The following is a 24085-nucleotide window of genomic DNA, read 5'->3' as shown; positions in this document are numbered from 1 at the left end:
TCTTTGAATGTATTAAAGGTAATTGGCCCAAGGCAATGTTGTGCAGGGCTTGGCCGATGCTTAACTAAGACTTAATAGCCGATCCACTGCCTGCACTGCCGTGCATTGAAGTTCGTCGCCTGACAGGCTGAGAAAGTTGATGTCCACATCAACCAGAGCTTTCACGCCATGGGTTTCGAGCGTGGTTTCACCAAAACGAGCTTTCAGCTGTTCCAGCAAACGTGCCACCTCCGAATTGGTCATGCCCGAACACACAGCCACGAAGGCATCTGCCCCTAGGGATCCAACACTTGAGCCATTGGGCAACATGTCTCGAATAATGGACGCAGTGAACTTGGTGAAATCAACAATGCGATCGTGACCAAACCGGTTCAAAATCAAATCAAATGAACTGAGTTTCACATGCAGCAAGGAAAGGTCTTCTCCCTTGTGCAAGGCATACTCGAGTTCTTTGTCCAGCAGTGCTTCAAATCCGCGTCTGTTCCAAGAGCCGACGATTGGATCAATCAGCAAAGACCTTTGATTTTCGTTCAAAGAACGCACAAACCGGCTCACGACATTGTCCTCTATTGGCTTGGCCAGTTCTACTTCAACCAGGCGCGCGAAATCTCGTAGATCCTGCCTGTCTTCCTGGGAGAATGCGCGGGGAACGCTGTCGATCACGCAAAGCGTACCGATCGTGATACCGAATGCATCCCGAACGGGCTGACCTGCATAAAACCGTATTCTCGGTCCGTCGACAACCAAAGGGTTGTCCATGAACCGGGGGTCCAGCAGCGCATTTTCAACAATCAAAGGTTCATCACTGAGAATGGCATGTCCACAGAAAGACACCTCTCTGTCTGTGGAGCAGGCATTCAGGCCTTGAAGCGATTTGAACCATTGAATTTCTTTGTAAACAATGGTGACCAGCGCCGTATCAATGTCAAAGTGCCGACAAACCAAACGCGTGATTCGATCAAACCGGGCCTCGGAGGGGGAATAAATCATCCCCAAATTCTGGATTGCCCGTGTTCTTTCTTCTTCGTTGTGTGGAATGTCAGGTTTTTGCATGGCGGCTTCGCTGTATTCAGGCCTTGTCAATCGACATGGTAGTTCGGTGCTTCTTTGGTAATTTGAACATCGTGCACATGTGATTCCCGAATGCCAGCAGATGAAATTTCAACGAACTCTGCCTTTTCGTGCATTTCAGAAATTGAACGGCAGCCGACATAGCCCATGGAAGAACGGACGCCGCCTACCAACTGGAAAATGATGGACAGCACGGAGCCTTTGTAGGGCACTCGGCCTTCAATACCCTCGGGCACCAGTTTGTCGGCATTGTTGGCCGGGTCCTGGAAGTAGCGGTCCGCAGACCCCTGTGTCATCGCGCCCAAGGAGCCCATGCCGCGGTAAGCCTTGTAGCTGCGGCCCTGGAATAAAACGACTTCACCTGGTGCTTCTTCAGTGCCGGCAAACATGCCGCCCATCATGGCGGCGCTTGCACCGGCTGCCAGAGCCTTGGAAATGTCACCGGAATAACGAATGCCACCATCTGCAATCACAGGCACACCAGTGCCCTTTAGGGCCTTGGCCACATTGGCAATTGCGCTGATTTGGGGAACACCCACGCCAGCCACAATCCGCGTGGTACAAATTGAACCTGGACCAATACCCACTTTCACGCCGTCTGCGCCATACTCCATCAAAGCCAACGCAGCGCTGGCCGTGGCAATATTGCCGCCAATTACATCCACCTGTGGGTAGTTTTGCTTTACCCAGCGTACGCGGTCCAACACGCCTTTGCTGTGGCCGTGGGCTGTATCAACAACAATTACATCTACGCCAGCAGCCACCAGCTTTTCAACACGCTCTTCTGTGCCATCGCCCACGCCCACGGCTGCACCTACGCGCAATTTGCCGTGAACGTCTTTGCTGGCGAAGGGGTGTTCGGTGGCTTTTTGAATGTCCTTAACCGTAATCAAGCCTTTCAGCGCGTTGTCTGCACCCATCACCAACACGCGCTCCAAGCGGTGCTTGTGCATCAAGGCCTTGGCCTGCTCCAGGCTGTCTTCTTCGGATACGGTGACCAAACGCTCTCGTGGGGTCATGACGTTGGAAACAGGCTGGTCCAGTTTTGTTTCGAAACGTAGGTCGCGGTTCGTAACAATGCCCACCACCTTGCCATTCTTGACAACTGGCAGTCCCGAAATTTTGTGTTGCTGTGTAAGAGCAATGACCTGGCGAACGGTGAGTTCAGGCTCGATCGTGATCGGGTCGCGAAGCACGCCAGACTCATGGCGTTTTACTTTGGCCACCTCGGCCGCTTGCTGCGTTGCTGTCAGGTTCTTGTGAACAATACCGATACCACCTTCCTGTGCCATGGCAATGGCCAACCTGGCTTCAGTCACCGTGTCCATGGCGGCAGACACCAGAGGAATGTTCAGGCTGATGTTTCGAGTCAGTTGGGTAGACAGGGATGTGTCTTTGGGAAGAACGTCTGAGAACGCAGGAACCAGCAATACATCATCAAACGTTAACGCTTTCTGCGTGACACGCATGCAATTTCTCCTTGCGCAAAAGCGAATTATAAAGGATACCCAGCATGCCTGTTTTGGTTTACAAACAGAAAAACCGGGGAATTTAAGTTTTAAGGGACGGTTTTTGATTGCTTGCGGCTTCGCCGCTCGTATTTGGCCAATTCTTTCTGGCGTTTTGTCAGCACCTTGTGTTGAGCACGCCTGCGGCGACTGTCCATTGGGTCGAAGCTAAGCCCATCCAGAATTTCAATGCGATCGCCCGGGTGAAGCAGCATGCCCTCGGTGGCGTAAAGGCCATACACCGACACTGCGCGTTCCTTGAGTAACAATGCAATGCGTTCACTGCTCAAGCCAATGGCCTGAAGTGCCTGCTCCACTGTGGTTTTTTCGGGCACATTCAATGGCCTGGGCATTGACACAAGCACACCGCCGTCGGTTGGGCCAAGTTCAAGCCAGTGGATAAGCATCACTGCCCCGCCCCGGTGCTGTGTAACGACTCTGCACGTTTAATGAAGGAATCCACGAAACTGTTGGCAAGGCTGGTAAACACCGGCCCCACCAATTGCTCCAGTACCTTGCTTGAGAACTCGTAGGTCAGTTTGAAATGTACCTTACAGGCTTCGGGCGTCAGTTCAATGAAATGCCAGGTGCCCTCGAGATGGGTAAACGGACCTTCCACCAAGGTCAGGTGGATTTCCTCGTGTGGTGTCAGTTTGTTCATGGTGCAAAAGCTTTGTTTGACACCCTTGAACGCAATTTCTACGGTCGCTTTTTCGATGTTGGCGCCAACAGGCTCAACACTTCCGGCACCGCACCACGGCAAAAACTGGGGATAATCGGCCACCGCCCGCACCAAATCGAACATTTGTTGCGTGGAAAAATGAACCAACACGGACTTTTCTACAATGGCCATGAATGCTGAAGGGTTTGTTTACCGCTCGGAGAAAGGATTAAACTCTCTATTTTAGCGTTTTTCACGCTACGCCGCACCCAAAGGACGTTTTCACCGAATTCATGAGCATTATTGACAACAAAAAAGCAGGTTTTGATTACTTCATTGAAGAGAAGTACGAGGCGGGTATTGTGCTGGAAGGCTGGGAAGTCAAATCCATTCGCGATGGCCGTGTTCAAATCAAGGAAAGCCACATCGTGGTTCGCAACGGCGAGCTGTGGTTGCTGAACTGCCATATTTCGCCACTGACCAGTGCATCCACCCACGTCAACCCTGTGAACACCCGCACACGCAAGTTATTGATGCACAAGAAGGAAATTAACCGCTTGATTGGTAAAGTAGAGCAAAAAGGTTATTCACTGGTGCCCCTGAACCTGCATTTCAAAAATGGCCGGGTGAAAGTAGACATGGCCCTTGCCAAGGGTAAAAAGCAGCATGACAAACGGGATACCCTGAAGGACAAGGACTGGAAGCGAGAGCAGGAACGGTTGATGAAGATTCACCGAACCTGAACTCTCTGTAAGGGGAATTATTTGCCCTGCTTTACCACCTGCATTGCTGCCGCCACCATGGAACCCATGTTGGACAGGTCGCCTGGCAATATCAGGGTATTTCCAGCCTTGGCAACGCCTGAAAATGCTTCGATATATTGTTCGGCCACTTTCAGGTTCACTGCCTCCATTCCCCCTGGCTCGGCCACCGCTGCGGCTACTTTTCGCAAGGCGTCGGCGGTGGCTTCGGCAATTTCCCTGATTGCACCGGCTTCACCCTGGGCGCGGTTGATGGCGGCAATCCGGTCACCCTCGGAGCGGGCAATTGCAGATTCCCGTTCACCATTGGCAATGTTGATCTGCTCTTGTTTGCGCCCCTCTGACGCAGCAATCAGGGCGCGCTTTTCCCGTTCGGCTGTAATTTGCGCCTGCATTGAAAGTAAAATCTCACGAGGTGGAGTCAAGTCTTTGATTTCATATCGTAATACCTTAACGCCCCAGTTCAGCGCCGCTTCATCCAAAGCATTTACAATCGCCGCGTTGATCATGTCGCGCTCTTCAAAAGTTTTGTCGAGCTCCATGCGGCCAATAATCGATCGCAAGGTGGTTTGCGCCAGTTGGGTAATGGCGCTGATGTAGTCGCTTGAACCGTAGCTGGCCCGCATCGCATCAGTCACCTGAAAATACAAAATACCATCCACTTGAAGCTGGGTGTTGTCCTTGGTAATACACACCTGGCTAGGTACATCCAAGGGAATTTCTTTCAGGGAGTGCTTGTACGAAACCCGCTCAATGAAGGGCACCAGAAAATTCAAGCCTGCCTGCAAGGTTCGGTCGTATTTCCCCAAACGCTCTACCACCCACGCACTTTGCTGCGGCACAATGCGCAGCGCCTGGCTGACAAACACAATCGCCAGAATCAATATGACAATTGAAACTTCCATGAATTTTCTCCTTTGATTGGCAAACCTTGGAACAAGGTCAGGCCGATTACGCGTGTGTCGATACGCTTTTGACTTTCAGGACATTGCCCTGCACATCGACAATTTGATGCAGGCCGGTTACAGGCGTGCTGTCGGTGCTCTCTGCTGCCCAAGTGGCGCCACGGTATTGCACATTGGCGCGCCCACCCGCATTCCAGCTAGGAATTTCAAGTTTGTTGCCAATGTCGAGCACATCGTGTTGTTTGTCTGTTGTGCTTCGTTTGACCGAACGGTTGCGAAGAAGAAGGCTGCCAGCCACTGCAAACACAGCGGCTGCGCCAATTTGAATTTCAAGACCGTGACCGAGGTAGGCCATCAATGCGCCGATGGCCGCTCCCAGGGACACCATGAGCAGGTAAAACGTACCCGTGGTTATTTCGGCAATCAACAAGATACCTGCCAATACCAACCACAGTGACAAATTGCTCAATGGTGTGACTCCTTTTTACTTTTTGTTGAACCTGTCGGCCAGTTTCTGCCACGTGTCAATCACTGTGTCAGGATTCAGCGAAATGGATTCAATTCCTTCACCAGCCAGCCACAAGGCAAAGTCCGGGTGATCTGAAGGCCCCTGCCCGCAAATGCCCACGTATTTTCCTTTGGCTTTACAGGCCTCAATGGCTTTGCTCAACAAGGCACGCACGGCAGGGTCGCGTTCGTCGAAATCAGCGGCCAAAATATCCAGCCCTGAATCCCGGTCCAGGCCCAAGGTAAGCTGGGTCAGATCGTTGGAACCAATCGAGAAGCCATCAAAGTACTCCAGGAACTGATCTGCCAACACGGCGTTGGACGGCACCTCGCACATCATCACTACTTTCAAGCCGTTGTCGCCGCGCTTCAAACCGTTGCGCGCCAACAAGTCAACCACCTTGGCTGCCTGGTTCAATGTGCGTACAAACGGAATCATGATTTGAACGTTGTCCAGGCCCATTTGCTCGCGAACACGTTTCAAGGCCAAACATTCCATCTCGAAACACTCCGCGAATTCCTCCGAGATGTATCGGGCCGCGCCGCGGAAACCGAGCATCGGGTTTTCTTCTTCGGGTTCGTAGCGGCTGCCACCGATCAGTTTGCGGTATTCATTGGACTTGAAATCGGACATGCGAACAATAACCGGCTTTGGGTAGAAAGCAGCGGCGATTGTGGCCACTCCCTCTGCCAATTTGTCCACAAAAAATGCAACCGGGCTGGCATGGCCACGCGCCACACTTTCCACGGCTTTCTTCAAGTCGGCATCCACGTTCGGATAATCAAGAATGGCTTTCGGGTGAATGCCGATGGCATTGTTGATAATGAATTCGAGGCGGGCCAAGCCAACGCCCTTGTTAGGCAATTGGCAAAACTCAAAGGCCAATTGAGGGTTGCCCACGTTCATCATGATTTTCACGGGAATTTCAGGCAACGCGCCGCGCTTGACTTCGCTGACTTCTGTTTCCAGCAGGCCTTCATAAATGTAGCCGGTGTCACCTTCCGAGCAGCTTACTGTGACCAGCATGCCCTCTGTGAGCTTCTCGGTGGCATCGCCACAACCCACCACAGCGGGAATGCCCAGTTCGCGGGCAATGATCGCGGCGTGGCAGGTGCGGCCACCTCGGTTGGTCACAATGGCCGCTGCGCGCTTCATGACTGGTTCCCAGTTGGGGTCGGTCATGTCGGTCACCAAAATGTCGCCGGCCTGTACACGGTCCATTTCCGAGGAATCATTGATTACCCGCACTGAGCCCGCACCGATCTTCTGACCGATGGCGCGGCCTGAACTTAGAATCGCAGAGTTGCCTTTGAGCTTGTAGCGCAGCTGCACATCATTGTCTTTTTGGGAATTTACGGTTTCAGGACGAGCTTGCAAAATGTAGAGCTTGCCGTCGATCCCGTCTTTGCCCCACTCAATGTCCATTGGCCGGCCATAATGCTTCTCGATAATCATGGCGTACTTGGCCAATTCGATCACATCCTCGTCATTCAGCGAATAACGGTTGCGTTGCTCGGCGGGCACATCGACGGTGCGCACGCTTTTCCCGCTTTCCTTCAGCGCATCAAACTCCATCTTGATCAATTTGGATCCAATTTGACGGCGAATGATCGGGTACTTGCCTTCGGCCAGAGTTGGTTTGAAGACGTAAAACTCGTCGGGGTTTACCGCGCCCTGCACCACGGTTTCACCCAATCCGTAGCTGGAAGTGATGAACACCACTTGATCAAAACCACTTTCAGTGTCCATGGTAAACATGACACCTGAGGCCGCTTTGTCAGAACGAACCATGCGCTGCACGCCCGCGCTCAGGGCGACACCTGCATGGGCAAATCCTTTGTGTACGCGGTAAGAAATGGCGCGATCGTTGTACAGCGATGCGAACACTTCCTTGATTTTCTCAAGCACATCGTCAATGCCGCTCACGTTCAGGAAAGATTCTTGCTGCCCCGCAAAGGAAGCGTCTGGCAAGTCTTCTGCTGTGGCCGATGAACGAACCGCCACTGAAATATCCCCACCACTTTGGGCCATCATGGTGGTGTAGGAGTCGCGAATTTCTTTTTCCAGATCGGCAGGCAGTGGCGCATCAATTACCCACTGGCGAATTTCGGCACCTGCTTGGGTCAGTGCGCGAACATCATCCACATTCAGGGCATCGAGCTTGGCGTTGATGCGCTCAACCAGATTGTTGGCTTTCAGGAATTCACGGAAGGCATGGGCGGTGGTGGCAAAACCACCAGGTACTCGCACGCCAGTTTCGGCCAATTGGGAGATCATTTCACCCAAAGACGAGTTTTTACCACCGACAGTTTCTACATCTTCCATTCGAAGCTTCTCGAATGGCGCAACGAGTGCTGTTGGGCTAACTCCTTGATTTGTTGACATTGATTCACCTTGTAGTTCAAAAGAAATAGTGAATGCGGCGATTTGGGTGCACGCGCATCGACTATTTCCCCTGATTTCTTTTTATGATTGTAACTGTAACCCGACCTTTTGCCACCGATACACACAGGATTGATTCATGTCAGAAAATGTAAGCCAGGAGCGCACCGTGGTTTTTGTGTCAGACGGCACAGGCATTACAGCGGAAACCCTCGGCCACTCGGTGTTGTCCCAATTTGAAGGCATACGTTTCAAGCAAATTCGCATTCCCTTTATTGATTCAGAAGTGAAGGCAATTTCAGCTCGACAAAAGATCAATGACATTGCGAAATACGATGGCCAGAAACCGATAGTGTTCAGCACCCTGGTGAACACTGTCATCAACGATGTCGTGAAGCAGGCTGATGGTGTGTTCATGGATTTGTTCCTCACCTTTGTGGAACCCTTGGAAAAAGAGCTGGACATCAAAAGCACACATCGCATTGGCAGGTCGCACACCATTGCAGACAACGAGCAGTACAAAAACCGCATTGAAGCGATTAACTACACACTGGCGCATGACGACGGTCAAACTCACAAAGACCTACAGGCAGCCGACGTCATTTTGGTGGGTGTTTCCCGCTCGGGTAAAACCCCAACAAGCCTTTACCTGGCCATGCAATACGGTATCAAGGCCGCCAACTACCCCTTGATTCCTGAAGACTTCGAGCGAGGTGAATTGCCTGCAGCCCTGCCCCCATTCAAAGACAAGATTTTTGGACTGTCCATTTCGCCAGAACGCTTGAGCGAAATACGCAACGAACGTCGCCCGGGTAGCAAATACGCCTCGCTTGAAAATTGCAGGCAAGAGATCAAGGCGGCAGAGTTCATGATGCGTCGAGAGGGAATCAGTTGGCTTAGCTCGACCAGCAAATCCATTGAAGAAATTTCAACTACGATACTGCAGCAATTGAATTTGGGTTCCCCAATTTACTAAGTTTGCGCCTTGATCAAGCTGGCTTAAAACAAACTTTGCTGAGAATCGGTTTCTATCTCCGGCTCGTCGGGTCGTTTGTTGTTGCGCGGTCGTGTGCTGCCGCGGTTATTGCCATTGCGGTTTGGGTTTCTTGAGCCGTGTTTTTCATACACACGCTTTGATTCTTCAACAAAACCCTTGCGGTGCCTGAACTCTGTAATATTGAAACGTGCTTTTGAAATGGCTGTGTCAGGGTCAACTATCGGCCACGGGTAGTCCACCCCAATCACGCATCCGCACTCTTGCTGAATGAGTTGAGGTGTATTCCAGGGCTCCCCTATCCATGGATCGGGGATGTTTTTTAGCTCTGGTATCCAGCGCCTGATGAACACCCCATTGGGATCGTGATCTTTGGCCTGTTTCACAGGGTTGTAAATGCGCAAGGTGTTGATGCCTGTGACTCCTGACTGCATTTGAAATTGCGGGTAGTGAATGCCAGGCTCGTAGTCGAGAAATTCACGCGCCAACATGGGCGCCGTGTGTCGCCAATCCAGCCACAACTGATACGAGGCAAATGCCACCAGCATCGCACGCATGCGGAAGTTAACCCAACCCGTGGCGCGCAACATTCGCATGCAGGCATCCACCATTGGAAAACCGGTACGCCCTTCGATCCACGCCAGCGCTTTTTGATTTTCTTCCGGGCTAAGCTCGGCGAAATTGCGCATGGCATTCAACCCACGGTGAGCTGATCGAAATTCAAGCTCGGGTTCGCTTTCCAGTTTTTGAATGAAGTGGCAATGCCAATGCAAACGGCTCTCGAACGACTTCAGGGATTGCTTCCACTGTGTTTGTGCTTTGGGTGGTATATCGCTTTCTGCCAGTTGCTGACGCGCCTGGCCCAACACCTCCAGCACTTCCCGAATGGAAATTACACCAAAAGCAAGGTAAGGCGACAGGCGTGAGCAGGCCGATTCAGCGCTCAATGGGCTGGACATTTCAAAGCGGTAATTCATGCCGCGTTCGCTCAAAAACTCACTCAAACAGCGTTGTGCCTGTTGCCTGCCACCCCGCTGACGCAGGGTTTTGTCCGTTAAATGTTTGGGGTAAAAATGCACATACTGAGCCCATTGCGGCCAAAGTGAACAGTTCAATTGAACACAGGGCAAACCATTGGCTTCTAGTTGCTGCTGCAAGTTCTGCGGGAAATCAAACCAAGTGGTCTGAGGTAATTCTGAAAACTCTGGCGCGGGAAGTACTGGTTTGCGCATGGTTTCAAGCCAAAGCTTGCCCCATTCATCGCGATTTTCAAGCTTGCGCACCACCGCATTGTTGGGGAATTCAAACCAGGGCACGGCATGGTTTGCACACCAGGCTTTCACTTCCTTGTCACGCGCAAAGCTGGCCCAGTTGCCAGTTTCCTCGTGGCTGTAAATGCTGAGTTGCTGGCAACACAAGGCCAGTGTTTGCAAGGCAACTGGCGCATTGGCTTTGGCCAACAGCAAGGGCACATACTCGGGCAATTGCTCCGCCAATTCCTGTAAGCATTCACGGGCAAATTCAAAATGCTGGGGAGCACTGTCGGGCTGCTTGATCAGTTTGGGTTCAAGGCAGTACAAAGCCGCCACGCAACCTTTGCTTTCCCTGGCGGCTGCAATCGCCGCATGCCAGGGAGCATGGTCGCTAAGGCGCAGGTCTTTTTTCAACCAAACAAGGTGCAGGTGCATGCAGCGAAATCCAGATACCACTGTTTAAGTGTACAGTGTATTTGATTTTACCGCCTTTGCCTGAATTGTTCAAATAAACACACTGCGCTGCTGCTGCCAACATTCAGGCTTTCAATGGTTTTGCTTTGTGGAATTCGAATGTGTTCACTGGCGCGGTCCAGCCAGGCTTGGCTTACGCCTTGCCCTTCGCTGCCGAATACCCACACACCCACAGTTTTTAAATTGGCGTTAAACAGGTCAACGCTTTTGGGATGCAGGCTGGTCACGCGCACCGGTATTTTTGATTTAGCCGATGAAAGCGCTTTCAGCAAGTCTTCTTCAGCGTACAGCTGCAAGCCGAACTGAGCGCCCATACCTGCACGCAGCACCTTGTCACTCCACACCCAGGCGCTGTGGTCGCTCAAGGCCACTTGCTGAATCCCAGCCGCTGCACAATTGCGCAACAGGGTGCCCACATTGCCTGGATCTTGAATGCCGTCCAGCAAGACAACATCTTGGTTTAAATCAATGGCTGCGCTGGCATTCACCGGTTTGAAAAAGATCATTGGCCCGGTGGGGGTGCTCAGTTTGCTGAGTTTTGAATAAAGTGCGTCGCTAAGCACCAGACAGCGCACCTCACCGTTCTCAAGCACATCGCTCAGGGCCGACATGGTCAACCATTCAGGTTTGTTCAACAAACTTTGAGGAATCCAGACCGATTCAATGTGCACACCCGGCAGGTGCAGCAGCGTTTCTGCAAGGTGCAAACCCTCGGCTGCGGCCAGGCCACTGTTGCGCAACCCATGGTTGGAGGAAAGCAGTTTGACGGCAGCTTTCAGCCGTTCATTTTGGGCCGATTCAATTTGCGTAAAATGGCGCTCGTAACTCATGATCGCCTTTAGAACGATGGGTTCTGTTGTGCTCGTTCCAGTGCCTCACGCACTGGACGGAACGATTTTCTATGTACTTGCGTAGCCCCATGTTCCCTCAGCAAAGCCATGTGCCGCGCAGTGGGGTAGCCCATATGCACGTCCAGTTCATACTGTGGGTATTGCAGCGCGTGGGTTTTACACCATTCATCGCGGGCCACCTTGGCCAAAATTGAGGCAGCTGAAATTGCAGGAATTTTGGTGTCGCCTTTCACCACAGCAAGCGCTTGGTAAGGCCATTTTGGCAATTTGTTGCCATCCACCACGATCAAGCATTGCTCCGGTTTCAGTCCGGTTTGTGAAAGCACCGAGTCAACGGCTCGCCACATGGCCAGCAAACTGGCTTGGAGTATATTCAAGCGATCAATTTCTTCAACAGTGGCGTGGGCTACTGCGCATGCTTTGGCATGTTCGTGAATTGCGCTTGCGAGCCTGTCTCGCTTCTTGGCAGTGAGCGTTTTGGAGCAAGCCAATCCATCAATGGTATTGGGCTGATTCAGCAAGGCTGCACCAGCCACCACTGGGCCGCACAGTGGGCCTCGCCCCGCTTCATCCACGCCAATCACCAGCAAGCCGAGCTGTGCAGCGTGCGCCTGAATTTCTGACCACTCTTGAAGCCTAGCCATTCATCACCTGCTGAATAACGCGGCTGGCAATTTCTCCAGAAGGTTTTAACAGGCGTTGGTGCTGTTCTGCAAACAGTGTTTGAAGCCGCTCCCGATTGGCATCATTGTCAAGTTGAAACAGTGCTTTTTGCGCGAGCGCAGCCGGTGTTGCATCGTCTTGCAGTAGTTCGGGCACCGCAAATTCATTCAGCAAAATATTGGGCAATCCCACATAAGGCTGGTAGCCCTTGCCTTTCATCATTTGGTAGCTTAGCCACGGCATTTTGTAGGCAATCACCATGGGTTTGCGGTACATCATCGCCTCGAGTGTGGCGGTGCCGCTGGCCAGCATCACTGCATCGGCTGAGGCCATGCATTCATGAGACTTGCCCTCGATCAATGCCCAGCGATCCAGTAGTTGTGCCGGGATCATGGTTCTGAACATGTCCAGCAATTTGCTGGCCGGTGGCATGGGTGTTACAAAACGCAAGTCCGGTTTTTGCTTGAGTAATTCAATACAGGCTTGAACAAATGCGGGGCCGATGTGCTTCACCTCTGCACCACGGCTGCCGGGCAACACGGCGAGCAATTGCCCTTCGCTCTGCAAGCCCAGGCCAGCGCGGTAGGCCATTGGGTCGATTGTTTCCGGTACCAGTGCAGCCATGGGGTGGCCAATGTAGGTGGCTGAAATCCCTTCTTTGGCTAAAATTTCAGGCTCGAATGGAAAAATGCACAATACATGGCTGCAGGCGGCTTTTATCTTGTGAATGCGCTCCATTCGCCAAGCCCAAATCGATGGGCACACCACATGAACCGTGGGCACGCCACTTTCACGCAAGGCGAGCTCAAGGTTCAAATTGAAATCCGGGGCATCTACACCCACAAACACTTTGGGTCGATTGCTGATTGACCAGTGCTGAATAAGATTTTTGCGCATCTTCAGCAAGCGTGGCAAATGGCGCAGCACCTCGACATAGCCCCGCACCGACAGCTCTTCCGAGCCATGCAAGGGTTTCACACCCAAATCGCGAAGCTTGGGGCCTGCAATGCCCTCCATGGCCAGCGTTTGGGTTTGTATCAGATGAGCAATGGCCAAGGCGCCTATCCAGTCCCCTGAGGCCTCGCCCACGGCAATCGCCAGGTCCACAGGCTGAGTGCTGTAAGGTGTACGGGTGTACGCCATGGCTTAACGAATAATGCCGCGAGTGGCTTCGTCAAGAAACACTTTCATGTGAACAAGGTGTGGCTTTGCATCGTCGGGTGCCGCAGTGGTTAACGCATCAATTGCCTCTTTGGCCTCTGCGATACTTAGTCCTTGGCGGTAAATTGCCTTGTAGGCCCGTTTGATATTCAAAATCGTATCGGGTGAAAACCCCCGGCGCTTCAAGCCCTCCGAGTTTATTCCGGCTGGTGCTGCCGGGTAACCCGCTGCCATCACGAAGGGAGGAACGTCTTGCATCAACTTGGTTTGAAAGGCGGTCATGGCATGGTCGCCCACGCGAATGAATTGATGCACACCACTCATACCACCAAGAATAACCCAGTCCCCAATAATGACGTGGCCAGCCAGTTGCACGCTGTTGGCGATGATGGTGTTGCTGCCAATGTGGCAGTCGTGCGCAATGTGCACATACGCCATAATCCAGTTGTCGTTGGCCATGGTGGTTTTGCCACCGTCTTGCACAGTGCCCGTGTTGAAGGTGCAATACTCCCGAACGGTGTTGCGGTCGCCGATGATCAGTTCAGTGGGTTCACCTTTGTATTTTTTGTCCTGCGGATCGCCGCCAATGGTAGCAGAGCCATGAAATACGTTGTCTTGGCCAATGGTGGTGTGGCCACTGATAATCATGTTGGGCCCCACCTTGGTACGGGCACCAATTTTTACATGGGGACCAATGACTGAAAATGGTCCAACTTCAACTGTGCTGTCCAGTTCGGCCTTGGGGTCGACTATAGCTGACGCATGTATGGGCATTTAAACGTGTTCCTTAAACTTCGCGGGCCGTGCACATCAAATCAGCAAGCGCGACCACATTGCCATCCACCAGCGCTTTCGCAGCGTACTTCCAGATACCGCGCGAAACACGCTCCACCTGAACATCCAGCATCAAAACATCACCAGGCACAACGGGGCGCTTAAAACGACAATTATCGATACCCACGAAGTAATACACCAGGTTCTTGTCGGGCGCGGCTTCCATGGATTTAAACGACAGTAGGCCTGCAGCTTGCGCCAAGGCTTCCATGATCAACACACCAGGCATGACTGGGTGAATCGGGAAATGTCCCGGGAAAAAAGGTTCGTTGTAGCTGACATTTTTCTGGGCCAAAATTCGAACATTGGGCTCGAGTTCAAGCACTCGATCAACGAGCACAAAAGGGTATCGGTGCGGCAAATTTTCCAAAATGCCTTTGATGTCCATAACTGGCGTATTCATAGCTTCTGAGTTCACACTTTTAAATTTGGGTTTATTGTTATTTCAGCTGGTTTTTTTAAAGCTTGTTTTTAAGCTCACGCACTTCACCGCGCAACTTAAGCAATTGTTTGAGAGTAACCGCAGTTTTCTCCCAATCCTTGTGTTCTTGTAACGGAAAAATTCCGGTGTAGGCGCCCGGCTCCTTGATGCTGCTCATCACCACTGACGCTCCCGACACATGCGTACCATCTGGAATGTTGAGATGACCAAACACCATGGCCGCGCCACCCACCGTGCAGCGAGCACCTATGCTGGTACTGCCTGCAACACCTACGCAGCCAGCCATCGCGGAGTGTTCGCCCACCGTGACATTGTGAGCGATCTGGATTTGATTATCCAGTTTTACGCCAAAACCGATTAGGGTGTCGTCTAGCGCACCCCGGTCTATGGTGGTGTTGGCACCAATTTCCACATGGTCTGCAATCAGTACACGACCCACCTGCGGTATTTTGACCCAGGCCCCCTTTTCATTGGCAAAGCCAAAACCGTCCGCACCGATCACCACACCAGCATGCACAATGCAATTCGAGCCAATCGTGCATTCGTCGTATACGGTCACGTTTGGATAAATGCGAGTATGTGCACCCACTTCAACCTGGTTGCCTAACACCACGCCAGCTTCAATTCGACTGCCCTCGCCCACTTTGGTGTGGGCGCCAATTACGCAATTGGCTGCAATCATCGCGCTGGGAGCGATTGTGGCGGTTGGATCTACAACAGCACGCGGATGAATGCCCGGCGCAGGTTTGAATTCGCTGTGAGCAACCCACCATTGTTGCAATTTGGCGTAGTACAGGTAAGGGTCACTGACCACCCATGCGACTGAAGTGGGTACGGGCCCTGCGCTGTCTTTGAGGAACTGGCAAAGCGACTCGAATTGGGATTCACGGACAAGAATTGCACCCGCTTTTGTTGAGAGCAGTTGGTCGCGAAACTTGGGATTGGCAATAAAGCCGAGATGTTTGACCCCGGCTTTTTCCAGCGGTTGAATTCCGGCCAGATGAATGTCATCAGACACTGCCGGGTCACCACCAAACGAAGCCAGTCGACCGCCAAACTGCTCAAGCAGTGTGCTGAGCTTCGTTTCAATGAAATTCATTGATATGGTTTACTTCGCGTTGTCCAAGCTGCTGAGAACTTGGTCAGTAATGTCAATGCGCTTGTTGGCATACACGGCTTCCTGGAAAATGATGTCGTAATTTTCCTTTTCCGCAATTTGACGGATCACGCGGTTCGCGCGCTCTACCAACTCACCCACCACCTGGTTTTTGCGCTGAGCCAAGTCCTCTTCAAACTCGCGACGCTTGCGTTGGAAATCACGGTCCATTTCAGCCAGATCACGTTGACGGCGAACCTTCTCTGCTTCAGGCAAGGTGATGGCGTCTTTGTCCAGTTTGGTGGCCTCTGCTTTCACTTTGGTAGCGAGGTCTTCCAGTTCTTTCTGGCGCTTTGAAAAATCACGTTCCAGTTTCTTCTGGGACTCCACTGCAAATTTGGAATCGCGCAAAATTCGTTCTGTGTTCACAAATCCAATCTTGGTCGCTGCTTGGGCGTGAGACATGGTTGGCAGCACAACCGCCAAGGACAAAGCACTGCCAATCAAAAATTTTTTCACACTATTCAAAACCATTCTCCAATATTTATTCGAATTTAGAAGCCTGTACCAATCGTGAACTGAACACGTTGGGTTTCGTCCTGTGGCTCTCGGTTCAGCGGTACACCCAAGCTGAACTTCAAAGGCCCAACTGGGGACAGCCAGGAAATACCTAAACCGGTTGAGTAACGCAATTCACCAAACTTGATTTTCTCATTGGTTTGGAAAACATTGCCCGCGTCCAGGAAGGTAAACGCCCTGAAGGTACGGTCTTTCGACATACCCGGTATCGGGAAGAAAAACTCTGCATTGGCAATAACGCGCTTGGCGCCGCCAATGGGTACATTGTCGGCGTCACGGGGTCCCAAAGTGGATGAGCGATAGCCTCTAACCGTACCAATACCACCTGCGTATACATTGCGGAAAATTGGGTAAGGCGAGTCGCCCAAACCAAAACCACCTGTGATCTCGCCGTTTAATGCCAAGGTGTAAAGCTTGCCAATGGGGAAGTAAAACTGTTCCTGATAAGTGGTGCGAATGAACTCCTGATCGCCCAGCGGAGTTGCGTATTCAGCAGTCAACCTGGTAACTCGGCCACGTGTCGGGGCAATCGCCGAGTCGCGTGAATCAAATGAGTAACCCGCGTTGAGCAAAACAGCGTAGCTTGAGTTGCCAAAGTCATTTACATATCGTTGGAAACGGTCCGGGCTGAATGGGCCCACTTCAAGGTCTGTGCCTTCGTAACCTGCACCAAACGAGATGCGTTCGAATTCGCTGATGGGATAACCAAAACGCAGCCCGGCACCAGTGGTTTCGATGATGTAGTCACCCAGATTCAACTCGCTGGGGTCTGTGCGGCGGTTGTACACCTCGAAGCTGCGGGAAACCCCATCGATCGTGAAGTACGGATCTGTTTGTGAGAATGAAATTGTGCGGTTTACCTTGCTGGTGTTTAATTCCAGCCCCACGGTTTTACCGGTTCCAAACAGGTTTTGCTGCTGAATGGCAGCTGAAAGTACCAAGCTGTCAGTACTTGAAATACCAGCACCCAGCAACAGATTGCCTGTCGGTTTTTCCTCAACCTGCATGTTCACATCGATTTGATCCGATGTTCCTGGTACGGGTTGGGTTTCGATATCCACGTTGGAGAAATATCCCAAGCGGTCAACACGTTCTTTGGACAGCTGAATTTTCCTGGAGTCGTACCAGGACGATTCGAACTGACGGAACTCACGGCGAATGACTTCGTCTTTGGTACGGGTGTTACCACCCACATTCATGCGGCGAACATAAACCCGCTTGCCCGTATCTACGGCCATGTTGATGTTCACCACACGCTTTTCACGATCGAGGTCGGGAATCACGTTGGCATTGGCAAATGCGTAGCCATAGTTACCCAGGCGGTCTTGAATGGCTTTGGAGCTGTCAGTCAACAATTCGCCATTGAAGGTCTCGCCTTTCTTCATCTTGATCAGCGAACGCAACTCATCGTCGCGCCCCAGCAACTGGCCTGAAAGCTCAATGTCACCGAAAGTGAATTTCTCACCTTCCTTGATGGTGATGGTGATGAAAATATCTTGCTTGTTGGGTGCGATTTGAACCTGGGTGTTTTCAATGTTGAAATCGGCGTAACCACGATTCAAGTAAAACGAACGCAACTTTTCAATGTCGCCACTCAGCTTTTGCCGGGAATACTGATCATTCTTGCTGTACCACGACATCCAGCCGCCGGTGCTCAGCTCGAACTCCTCAAGCAGTTCCTTTTCCTTGAAGTCTTTTGCTCCCAGAATTTTCAATTGCTTGATTGAGGCAGATTCGCCTTCATCGACGTTGAATGTAATGCCGACGCGATTACGCGCCAATTGGTCAACACGGGTTTGAACCTGTGCGCCATATTTGCTGCGTGACAGATACTGACGCTTCAGCTCCTGCTCGGCTTTGTCAAGAAGCGACCTGTCGAAAATCAGGGATTCACCAATACCGACACCTTTCAGCGCCTCTTTCAGGGTTTCCTTGTCAAATTCTTTGGTGCCGTTAATTTCTACTGAGGCGATTGCCGGGCGTTCAACCACAGTCACCACCAACACATCACCTTTGGCCGAAATTTTGACATCTTCAAAAAAACCGGTTGCGAACAGTGAGCGAATGGCCTGAAGGGCTTTCTCGTCGGTGAATGTATCACCCACGCGAATAGGCAGGTAACTAAATACCGTGCCCGCCTCAGTGCGGCGCAACCCCTCTACCTCGATGTCTTTCACCACAAACTGGTTTGTCTGAGCATGTACAACGCCCACCGACAAAGCGCAGGTGGCCACGACTGGGTAAACCAAGCGCGCGGGAAACAGAGTACTTCTTATTGTCATTCAGATCGTTCCTACCAGCCCCGTCAGGCTGGAACCAATATATGAAGGCCTTTAGAAAATTAGCCTTTGGATATCATTAAAAAAAGCAACACTGGTCAATATGCCAATCAGCAAAATACCCAGTTTTTGACCTCGAATTTGCCAAACCTCATCAACGGGCTTGCCTCTGACGATTTCGGCCAAATAATACATCAAGTGCCCACCATCCAAGAGGGGGATCGGCAAAAGATTCAAAATGCCTAGGCTAACAGAAACCATGGCCAGAAAACCGAAAAAAGGAAGAATCCCGAGGCTTGATGATTCACCCGCTGCGGATGCAATGGACACTGGCCCGCTGAGGTGATTCCAGGACAAATCGCCCATCACCATTTTACCCAACGCAGCCAGTGAAAACACGCTGACTTCGATCATTCGGCCAGTGCCCTCCACGATCGACTCAAGCGGATTCAGGGGATTGTTCACAATCACCGATTCGCCGCCAATCGACAAGCCAAGTCGGCCGATGATTTCGCCATTTTCAAGCTGGGTTTTCTCGGGCACGGCCAAAACACTGATATCCAGATCGTTTCTACGAATGCGCACTGTGGTTTCCTGTGCCGGGCGTTCTTTGATCAGGCTTGTAAATTGGGCTGATGTTTCAATGGGTATGCCATCCACGCTGAGCAATTGATCATTGGCCATGAAGCCCGCAGCGGCGGCCGCACTGCCCTCGCCCACGGCCCGGACCGAGACGCTTTTTTCGATCGGGGAAAAGCCAAGTTCTCGCGTCAAGGATGGCCCCAACTCGGCATTAACCTCCGAGGATTGAACTGGCTCCAGAAACAACTCATGTCCGCCACGGTTCACTTTGATTGAAAGATCATCGCGGAAAAGCCTGGCCTTGATCAGGGCCCAGGACACTTCATTCCAGTTTTTGGTCCGGTCACCGTTCACCTCGGTAATTTCATCGCCACCCATCAAACCAGCATTGGCAGCGATTGAATTTGCGATTGGCTCTGAAACCTGGGTGGCCAAGCCCATAGGCTGCATATAGGCCAAAAAGCCATAAATGAGGGCTGCAAGAACGAGATTGGCCAAGGGGCCGGCCAATACTATCGCAATGCGTTGACCAACGGGTTTGCGATTGAACGCCTCGGAAAGCTCAATGTCATGGCCCTTCAGACTGTCTGGGTCTCGCTCATCCAGCATTCGGACGTAACCGCCCAAGGGAATCCATGAAACAGTCCATTCCACTTTGGTTTTGCGGTTAATCCACCTGAATATGGGTTTGCCAAAACCCACAGAAAACCGAATTACGCGCACGCCATAGAAGCGGGCCACAGAGTAGTGCCCATATTCGTGGATGAACACCAAAATGCCCAAGGCAAGCAGGAATGAGACAATTGAATTCAGCATTAAAATCCTGTGTTTAAAACTTCTCGGCGCATTCGGTTGCAAAGGCGCGCACCTCAGCGTCCAGTGCAAAGGCATCGTCCAGGTTTGCAATTGACGTTGACGCAAAACGGGACATGCACAGCTGCGTCAGCTTCACAATGTCCATGTAAGCAATCTTTTCATTCAAAAACAAGTCCACTGCCATTTCATTGGCCGCGTTGAACACTGGCGCCAAGGTGTCAGGCTTCTCTAACACTTCAAAGGCCAGTTTCAGCATCGGGAAACGACTCAAGTCGGGTTCTTCAAAGTCCAGCTTACCCAAAGACGCCAAGTTCAGGCGTGGCGAACCGGATTCAATTCGATCGGGCAAACCCAAAACATGGGCGATCGGTGTTCGCATGTCGGGGCAACCCAATTGTGCCAGCATGCTGCCGTCGCGGTATTCCACCAATGAATGAACAATCGATTGTGGGTGAACCAACACTGAAAGTTGCCTGGCAGGTAGACCAAACAGCCACAGTGCTTCGATCAACTCTAAACCCTTGTTTGCCATTGTGGCGCTATCCACCGAAATTTTCCGCCCCATGACCCAATTTGGATGCGCTATCGCTTGGGCAGGACTGACTTGAGAAAGTTCCGCGAGGCTTTTGCTCCTGAAAGGGCCACCAGATGCGGTTAGTATCAACCTTTCTACACCGTATTCGGATGCCTTGCTCAAATCATAATCGGCGGGCAAACACTGATAAATCGCGTTGTGTTCGGAATCGACGGGCAATATTGTCGCGCCGGAGCCCAAACAGGCTTGAATCATGAACTGCCCGGCAAGAACAAGCGACTCTTTGTTGGCCAACAACACCCGTTTCCCGGCCTGCAGTGCGCTTAGCGTTGGTTTTAGCCCCGCAGAGCCCACGATTGCAGCCACAACAACATCAACTTGTTCGCTTTGGCAAAGCGATTCCAGTTCTCCCTGACCACCGATTTCGGGAAGATAGCCGAGTTGTTCGCGAAGCTTCGCGCTGAAACCTGAGGCGTGCCACTGATCGAGTGCCTTGCTGTCGCAAATAATCAATGCTTTGGGGCGATGAGTGCAGGCCTGTGAATACAACAACTCAATATTTTTGCCAGCAGCCAGGCCATACACCTGAAAACGGTCAGGGTGCCTTGCAACCACGTCCAGAGTGTTGACACCAATGGTGCCGGTGGCACCCAAAATAAGTAGTTTTTGCAAATCCATTGTTCAACTCAAGCCACGATTGCACTGATCAGCAAAATTGCAAGGGGTAGCACGGGCAACTGTGCATCAATCCGGTCCAGAACGCCTCCATGGCCCGGCAGCAGTTGACTGCTGTCTTTCAGGCCTGCCCTGCGTTTAAGCATGGACTCAAACAAGTCGCCCACCACGCTGTAAGCACTTAAGACCACCAGCCAGAAGGTGAATACGATTGGATGCCACCGATCAAATGCCATTGCCTGCCAAGTATTCTTCAATTCAGGGTAGGTGCCAGCCAGTAAAACAACAATCCAGCTAAGCGCCACGACGCTGAACGCGCCGCCAATTGCACCTTCCCAGCTTTTTCCTGGAGAAATTCGGGGCGCAAGTTTGCGCTTTCCGAAGGTTTTGCCAAAAAAGTAGGCAAAAATATCGGCTGCAAAGCAAATTGCAATGGTGCTTAGCAGAAAAACAATGCCGTAGGTTTTGGTGATAACCAAAGCCAACCCCGCTGCGGCAATCAGAACAAAGCCCACCAGGCCGTGAATGCTTTTTTTGGCCAATATGCCCACCGACACATTGCGCAGGCACCAGGGGGCAAATGCAACCCAGAACACACTGGCCAAGGCAAGAAAGGGGAAGGCTTGGGTTTGAAGATTTAAGGAACGCTCTATCAAGACACAAAGTGCTCCGCCCGCTACTGCGTAAACGACAGCTTTCGCTGGTTCGAAAAGACCAAGTCGGGCCCATTCCCAAAATGCGCCCACCAGCACCGCTAAAACGAAAAGATTCCAGCCAATTTCGCCGCCATACAACAAAACAACTAGCAACACGATCAGCAGGATCACTGCCGTGATCACACGCGTTCTAAGCATGATATGTCTCGATTGAGAACTGAATCACTGGGCGGATTGCCGAACATTGGCCACGGGGGGCTGAATTTGCTCGGAGGTTCGACCAAAGCGTCGCTCTCTGTTGTTATAGGAATCAATGGCCTCGAGCAGCATCGGCTTGCCGAAATCGGGCCAAAATTTGTCTGTGAAATAAAATTCAGTGTACGCCAACTGCCACAACAGGAAATTGGATACCCTTTGTTCCCCACCAGTGCGAATGAACAGATCTGGTTCCGGGCTGCCTTGAAGACACAAGTGCTTGGAAAGGTCGGTTTCCGAAATTTGATCCGGGTTATTGGCCAATTCAGGATTGCTTTTCAGCATGTTTTTTGTAGCTTGGAGAATGTCCCAGCGACCACCATAATTGGCAGCGATGTTTAAAAACAGTCGGCTGTTGTCTTTGGTGAGTTCTTGAGCAGAGGCGATCGCCGCCTGCAATTCCGGTTCAAACGCTGTGGTGTCGCCGATAATCCGCAGACAAATATTTTCACGGTGCATGGCCTCTACGTCTTTGCGAAGCACACGGATGAACAGGCGCATCAGCAAACTGACTTCTTCAGGGGGTCTACGCCAATTTTCTGAAGAAAAAGCAAACAGTGTGAGGTGTTCTACGCCCAGTTCGCAACAGGCCTGAACGGTGCGCTTGACCGCATCCACCCCCCGCTTGTGCCCAGCAAATCGTGGCATCAGGCGACTTTTAGCCCAACGGCCATTTCCATCCATCACGATTGCAACGTGCTTTGGAATGTTGGATGTGCTGGGCACATCCAGAGTTGAGCTGGTGTAGACGGTCATGAATGATTTAAACCGTCATGATTTCGGCTTCTTTGGACTGCAAAACCTGATCGACTTCAGACACAAACTTGTCGGTCAATTTTTGAATGTCCGCCTGTGCGCGGCGCTCATCGTCCTCTGAAATTTCCTTGTCATTAACCAGGCGTTTCAGCGCTTCGTTGGCGTCGCGGCGAAGGTTTCGAATCGCCACCTTGGTTTGTTCGCCCTCGCCTTTGATGAATTTGGTCAATTCTCGGCGACGCTCTTCGGTCAACGCGGGCATTGGAACCCGAATGGTTTCACCCATGGATGCAGGGTTCAGGCCAAGGTCTGATTCACGAATGGCCTTTTCCACGGCGTTGGCCATGTTCTTTTCCCAAGGTTGAACCACGATGGTTCGCGCATCTGCGAGACTTAAGTTCGCAACTTGCGAAATGGGCACCATGGAACCGTAGTAATCGACCTGAACATGATCCAAAATACCGGTGTGTGCACGCCCGGTGCGCACTTTCTGAAGATCGGTTTTCAGGGATTCGATGGATTTCACCATCTTTTCTTCGGTCGTTTTTCGAATGTTTGCAACGCTCATGATTGAATTCTCACTGCCTAAGTGAATTAATTAGTGAATTAATTAGTCGATCGAATGGCCAGTTAGTTACATATGCACCAAGGTGCCCTCATTTTCACCAGCAACCGCTCGGTGCAATGCGCCGGGTTTGTTGATGGAAAATACCCGAATTGGAAGTTTTTGGTCGCGACACAGGGCGAACGCCGTGGCATCCATGACTTCGAGGTTTTTTGAAATCGCTTCATTGAACGAAATTCTTTCGTACCGTGTGGCGGTAGGATCTTTGTTGGGGTCGGCGGTGTAAATACCATCAACCTTGGTTGCTTTTAGAACAACCTCAGCGCCAATTTCAGAGCCCCGCAATGCTGCTGCAGTGTCGGTTGTAAAAAATGGGTTACCTGTTCCTGCCGCGAATATTACGACTTTGCCTTCTTCAAGGTATCGGATCGCTTTAGGTCGGATGTAGGGCTCAACAACCTGCTCAATGTTAAGTGCCGACTGAACCCTGGCCTCGACGCCCGCGCGCCGAAATGCATCTTGCAGAGCAAGCGCGTTCATTACGGTGGCCATCATTCCCATGTAGTCAGCAGTGGCCCTGTCCATGCCGGCTGCGCCAGGGGCAATTCCGCGGAAAATATTGCCACCACCAATCACAACTGCCAATTCCACTCCTGATGCGGAGACTTCTGCAACTTCAGCAACCATTCTCTCAATGGTTTGACGGTTGATGCCGTAGGAGTCTTCGCCCATCAGGGCTTCGCCTGACAATTTGAGTAACACACGTTTGTATGCTGTCATTCAAGCCTCTTATTGGATCATTGTCAGGATTCTATAACGTAAA

The 24085-nt window shown here is 51.6% G+C and carries 24 protein-coding genes; 2 read left to right on the top strand and 22 right to left on the bottom strand.

The annotated features are described in order from the left end of the window. Positions 1-60: 60 nt before the first annotated feature. From PY990_RS06135 to PY990_RS06120, 4 genes are all read right to left on the bottom strand, one after another. On the bottom strand, positions 61-1053 hold the full coding sequence (locus PY990_RS06135; protein WP_171099084.1) for a sensor domain-containing diguanylate cyclase: 993 nt from the start codon (positions 1051-1053) through the stop codon (positions 61-63). A 26-nt stretch (positions 1054-1079) separates the two neighbouring features. Then, positions 1080-2540 carry an IMP dehydrogenase gene (gene guaB / locus PY990_RS06130; RefSeq protein ID WP_275270864.1) on the bottom strand — a complete coding sequence of 487 codons (1461 nt, stop codon included), beginning with the start codon at positions 2538-2540 and terminating at the stop codon, positions 1080-1082. Positions 2541-2629: 89 nt separating this feature from the next. Then, complete coding sequence (locus tag PY990_RS06125; RefSeq protein WP_275270863.1) at positions 2630-2986, bottom strand: RnfH family protein; 357 nt, start codon at positions 2984-2986, stop codon at positions 2630-2632. Next, complete coding sequence (locus tag PY990_RS06120; protein ID WP_275270862.1) at positions 2986-3432, bottom strand: type II toxin-antitoxin system RatA family toxin; 447 nt, start codon at positions 3430-3432, stop codon at positions 2986-2988. Before PY990_RS06120 ends, PY990_RS06125 begins: the two co-directional genes overlap by 1 nt. Before the next feature lie 101 nt (positions 3433-3533). On the opposite strand from PY990_RS06120, the gene smpB reads away from it, so the two are divergent. Beyond that, positions 3534-3983, top strand: coding sequence for an SsrA-binding protein SmpB (gene smpB / locus PY990_RS06115; protein WP_105029104.1), 450 nt, complete (start codon positions 3534-3536; stop codon positions 3981-3983). A 17-nt stretch (positions 3984-4000) separates the two neighbouring features. On the opposite strand, the gene PY990_RS06110 is transcribed toward smpB, so the two are convergent. From PY990_RS06110 to ppsA, 3 genes are read right to left on the bottom strand one after another with little or no spacing between them, the layout of a single operon-like run. Then, positions 4001-4906, bottom strand: a complete 906-nt coding sequence (locus PY990_RS06110; protein WP_105029107.1) for an SPFH domain-containing protein — start codon at positions 4904-4906, stop codon at positions 4001-4003. A gap of 46 nt (positions 4907-4952) precedes the next feature. Next, positions 4953-5375, bottom strand: a complete 423-nt coding sequence (locus PY990_RS06105; RefSeq protein WP_275270861.1) for an NfeD family protein — start codon at positions 5373-5375, stop codon at positions 4953-4955. Between the two features lie 15 nt (positions 5376-5390). Next, positions 5391-7799: a phosphoenolpyruvate synthase gene (ppsA, locus tag PY990_RS06100; protein ID WP_275270860.1), complete on the bottom strand. Its 2409-nt coding sequence runs from the start codon at positions 7797-7799 to the stop codon at positions 5391-5393. 136 nt (positions 7800-7935) lie between these two features. On the opposite strand from ppsA, the gene ppsR reads away from it, so the two are divergent. Continuing rightward, positions 7936-8772, top strand: a complete 837-nt coding sequence (ppsR, locus tag PY990_RS06095) for a posphoenolpyruvate synthetase regulatory kinase/phosphorylase PpsR (RefSeq protein WP_171099090.1) — start codon at positions 7936-7938, stop codon at positions 8770-8772. 23 nt (positions 8773-8795) lie between these two features. Here ppsR and PY990_RS06090 read toward each other — a convergent pair whose 3' ends face one another. The 15 genes from PY990_RS06090 to pyrH all read right to left on the bottom strand — a co-directional run bounded on the left by PY990_RS06090 (position 8796) and on the right by pyrH (position 24042). After that, on the bottom strand, positions 8796-10478 hold the full coding sequence (locus PY990_RS06090; protein WP_275270859.1) for a cryptochrome/deoxyribodipyrimidine photo-lyase family protein: 1683 nt from the start codon (positions 10476-10478) through the stop codon (positions 8796-8798). Positions 10479-10525: 47 nt separating this feature from the next. Beyond that, on the bottom strand, positions 10526-11347 hold the full coding sequence (locus PY990_RS06085) for a TrmH family RNA methyltransferase (RefSeq protein WP_275270858.1): 822 nt from the start codon (positions 11345-11347) through the stop codon (positions 10526-10528). 8 nt (positions 11348-11355) lie between these two features. Then, the gene (locus PY990_RS06080; protein WP_275270857.1) at positions 11356-12012 is read right to left on the bottom strand and encodes a ribonuclease HII; all 657 of its coding nucleotides are present in this window, start codon (positions 12010-12012) and stop codon (positions 11356-11358) included. After that, a complete protein-coding gene (gene lpxB, locus PY990_RS06075) occupies positions 12005-13174 on the bottom strand; it encodes a lipid-A-disaccharide synthase (RefSeq protein ID WP_275270856.1) in 1170 nt (389 codons plus the stop codon). Before lpxB ends, PY990_RS06080 begins: the two co-directional genes overlap by 8 nt. A gap of 3 nt (positions 13175-13177) precedes the next feature. Continuing rightward, positions 13178-13966 (bottom strand): acyl-ACP--UDP-N-acetylglucosamine O-acyltransferase, encoded by a 789-nt coding sequence (lpxA, locus tag PY990_RS06070; RefSeq protein WP_275270855.1) that lies wholly within the window; start codon positions 13964-13966, stop codon positions 13178-13180. A 13-nt stretch (positions 13967-13979) separates the two neighbouring features. Next, positions 13980-14429, bottom strand: coding sequence for a 3-hydroxyacyl-ACP dehydratase FabZ (fabZ, locus tag PY990_RS06065; protein ID WP_232222716.1), 450 nt, complete (start codon positions 14427-14429; stop codon positions 13980-13982). Between the two features lie 55 nt (positions 14430-14484). Further along, positions 14485-15567: a UDP-3-O-(3-hydroxymyristoyl)glucosamine N-acyltransferase gene (gene lpxD, locus PY990_RS06060; protein ID WP_275270854.1), complete on the bottom strand. Its 1083-nt coding sequence runs from the start codon at positions 15565-15567 to the stop codon at positions 14485-14487. A 9-nt stretch (positions 15568-15576) separates the two neighbouring features. After that, positions 15577-16098: an OmpH/Skp family outer membrane protein gene (locus PY990_RS06055; RefSeq protein WP_275270853.1), complete on the bottom strand. Its 522-nt coding sequence runs from the start codon at positions 16096-16098 to the stop codon at positions 15577-15579. A 20-nt stretch (positions 16099-16118) separates the two neighbouring features. Next, on the bottom strand, positions 16119-18425 hold the full coding sequence (gene bamA / locus PY990_RS06050) for an outer membrane protein assembly factor BamA (RefSeq protein WP_275270852.1): 2307 nt from the start codon (positions 18423-18425) through the stop codon (positions 16119-16121). A gap of 51 nt (positions 18426-18476) precedes the next feature. After that, positions 18477-19820 carry an RIP metalloprotease RseP gene (gene rseP / locus PY990_RS06045; RefSeq protein WP_275270851.1) on the bottom strand — a complete coding sequence of 448 codons (1344 nt, stop codon included), beginning with the start codon at positions 19818-19820 and terminating at the stop codon, positions 18477-18479. A 13-nt stretch (positions 19821-19833) separates the two neighbouring features. Continuing rightward, a complete protein-coding gene (dxr, locus tag PY990_RS06040) occupies positions 19834-21033 on the bottom strand; it encodes a 1-deoxy-D-xylulose-5-phosphate reductoisomerase (protein ID WP_275270850.1) in 1200 nt (399 codons plus the stop codon). 8 nt (positions 21034-21041) lie between these two features. Then, complete coding sequence (locus tag PY990_RS06035; RefSeq protein WP_275270849.1) at positions 21042-21884, bottom strand: phosphatidate cytidylyltransferase; 843 nt, start codon at positions 21882-21884, stop codon at positions 21042-21044. 24 nt (positions 21885-21908) lie between these two features. Then, complete coding sequence (locus PY990_RS06030) at positions 21909-22697, bottom strand: isoprenyl transferase (protein WP_275270848.1); 789 nt, start codon at positions 22695-22697, stop codon at positions 21909-21911. Positions 22698-22704: 7 nt separating this feature from the next. Then, a complete protein-coding gene (gene frr / locus PY990_RS06025) occupies positions 22705-23265 on the bottom strand; it encodes a ribosome recycling factor (protein ID WP_105029120.1) in 561 nt (186 codons plus the stop codon). A gap of 66 nt (positions 23266-23331) precedes the next feature. Then, positions 23332-24042 carry a UMP kinase gene (gene pyrH / locus PY990_RS06020; RefSeq protein WP_105029121.1) on the bottom strand — a complete coding sequence of 237 codons (711 nt, stop codon included), beginning with the start codon at positions 24040-24042 and terminating at the stop codon, positions 23332-23334. Between the last annotated feature and the right edge of the window lie 43 nt (positions 24043-24085).

Source organism: Limnobacter olei (assembly GCF_029087225.1).
GTDB lineage: Bacteria > Pseudomonadota > Gammaproteobacteria > Burkholderiales > Burkholderiaceae_B > Limnobacter > Limnobacter olei.
This window is presented reverse-complemented; position numbering and strand designations above follow the sequence as displayed.

Excerpts from the sequence above, each read along its gene's own strand:
- lpxB (WP_275270856.1), bottom strand. The coding sequence starts at position 13,174 with ATGGCGTACACCCGTACACCTTACAGCACTCAGCCTGTGGACCTGGCG.
- PY990_RS06055 (WP_275270853.1), bottom strand. The coding sequence starts at position 16,098 with ATGGTTTTGAATAGTGTGAAAAAATTTTTGATTGGCAGTGCTTTGTCC.
- PY990_RS06090 (WP_275270859.1), bottom strand. The coding sequence starts at position 10,478 with ATGCACCTGCACCTTGTTTGGTTGAAAAAAGACCTGCGCCTTAGCGAC.
- PY990_RS06035 (WP_275270849.1), bottom strand. The coding sequence starts at position 21,884 with ATGCTTAGAACGCGTGTGATCACGGCAGTGATCCTGCTGATCGTGTTG.
- fabZ (WP_232222716.1), bottom strand. The coding sequence starts at position 14,429 with ATGAATACGCCAGTTATGGACATCAAAGGCATTTTGGAAAATTTGCCG.
- rseP (WP_275270851.1), bottom strand. The coding sequence starts at position 19,820 with ATGCTGAATTCAATTGTCTCATTCCTGCTTGCCTTGGGCATTTTGGTG.
- smpB (WP_105029104.1), top strand. The coding sequence starts at position 3,534 with ATGAGCATTATTGACAACAAAAAAGCAGGTTTTGATTACTTCATTGAA.
- lpxA (WP_275270855.1), bottom strand. The coding sequence starts at position 13,966 with ATGCCCATACATGCGTCAGCTATAGTCGACCCCAAGGCCGAACTGGAC.
- PY990_RS06135 (WP_171099084.1), bottom strand. The coding sequence starts at position 1,053 with ATGCAAAAACCTGACATTCCACACAACGAAGAAGAAAGAACACGGGCA.
- frr (WP_105029120.1), bottom strand. The coding sequence starts at position 23,265 with ATGAGCGTTGCAAACATTCGAAAAACGACCGAAGAAAAGATGGTGAAA.
- PY990_RS06110 (WP_105029107.1), bottom strand. The coding sequence starts at position 4,906 with ATGGAAGTTTCAATTGTCATATTGATTCTGGCGATTGTGTTTGTCAGC.
- PY990_RS06125 (WP_275270863.1), bottom strand. The coding sequence starts at position 2,986 with ATGCTTATCCACTGGCTTGAACTTGGCCCAACCGACGGCGGTGTGCTT.
- ppsR (WP_171099090.1), top strand. The coding sequence starts at position 7,936 with ATGTCAGAAAATGTAAGCCAGGAGCGCACCGTGGTTTTTGTGTCAGAC.
- bamA (WP_275270852.1), bottom strand. The coding sequence starts at position 18,425 with ATGACAATAAGAAGTACTCTGTTTCCCGCGCGCTTGGTTTACCCAGTC.
- ppsA (WP_275270860.1), bottom strand. The coding sequence starts at position 7,799 with ATGTCAACAAATCAAGGAGTTAGCCCAACAGCACTCGTTGCGCCATTC.
- lpxD (WP_275270854.1), bottom strand. The coding sequence starts at position 15,567 with ATGAATTTCATTGAAACGAAGCTCAGCACACTGCTTGAGCAGTTTGGC.
- PY990_RS06085 (WP_275270858.1), bottom strand. The coding sequence starts at position 11,347 with ATGAGTTACGAGCGCCATTTTACGCAAATTGAATCGGCCCAAAATGAA.
- pyrH (WP_105029121.1), bottom strand. The coding sequence starts at position 24,042 with ATGACAGCATACAAACGTGTGTTACTCAAATTGTCAGGCGAAGCCCTG.
- guaB (WP_275270864.1), bottom strand. The coding sequence starts at position 2,540 with ATGCGTGTCACGCAGAAAGCGTTAACGTTTGATGATGTATTGCTGGTT.
- dxr (WP_275270850.1), bottom strand. The coding sequence starts at position 21,033 with ATGGATTTGCAAAAACTACTTATTTTGGGTGCCACCGGCACCATTGGT.
- PY990_RS06030 (WP_275270848.1), bottom strand. The coding sequence starts at position 22,697 with ATGACCGTCTACACCAGCTCAACTCTGGATGTGCCCAGCACATCCAAC.
- PY990_RS06080 (WP_275270857.1), bottom strand. The coding sequence starts at position 12,012 with ATGGCTAGGCTTCAAGAGTGGTCAGAAATTCAGGCGCACGCTGCACAG.
- PY990_RS06120 (WP_275270862.1), bottom strand. The coding sequence starts at position 3,432 with ATGGCCATTGTAGAAAAGTCCGTGTTGGTTCATTTTTCCACGCAACAA.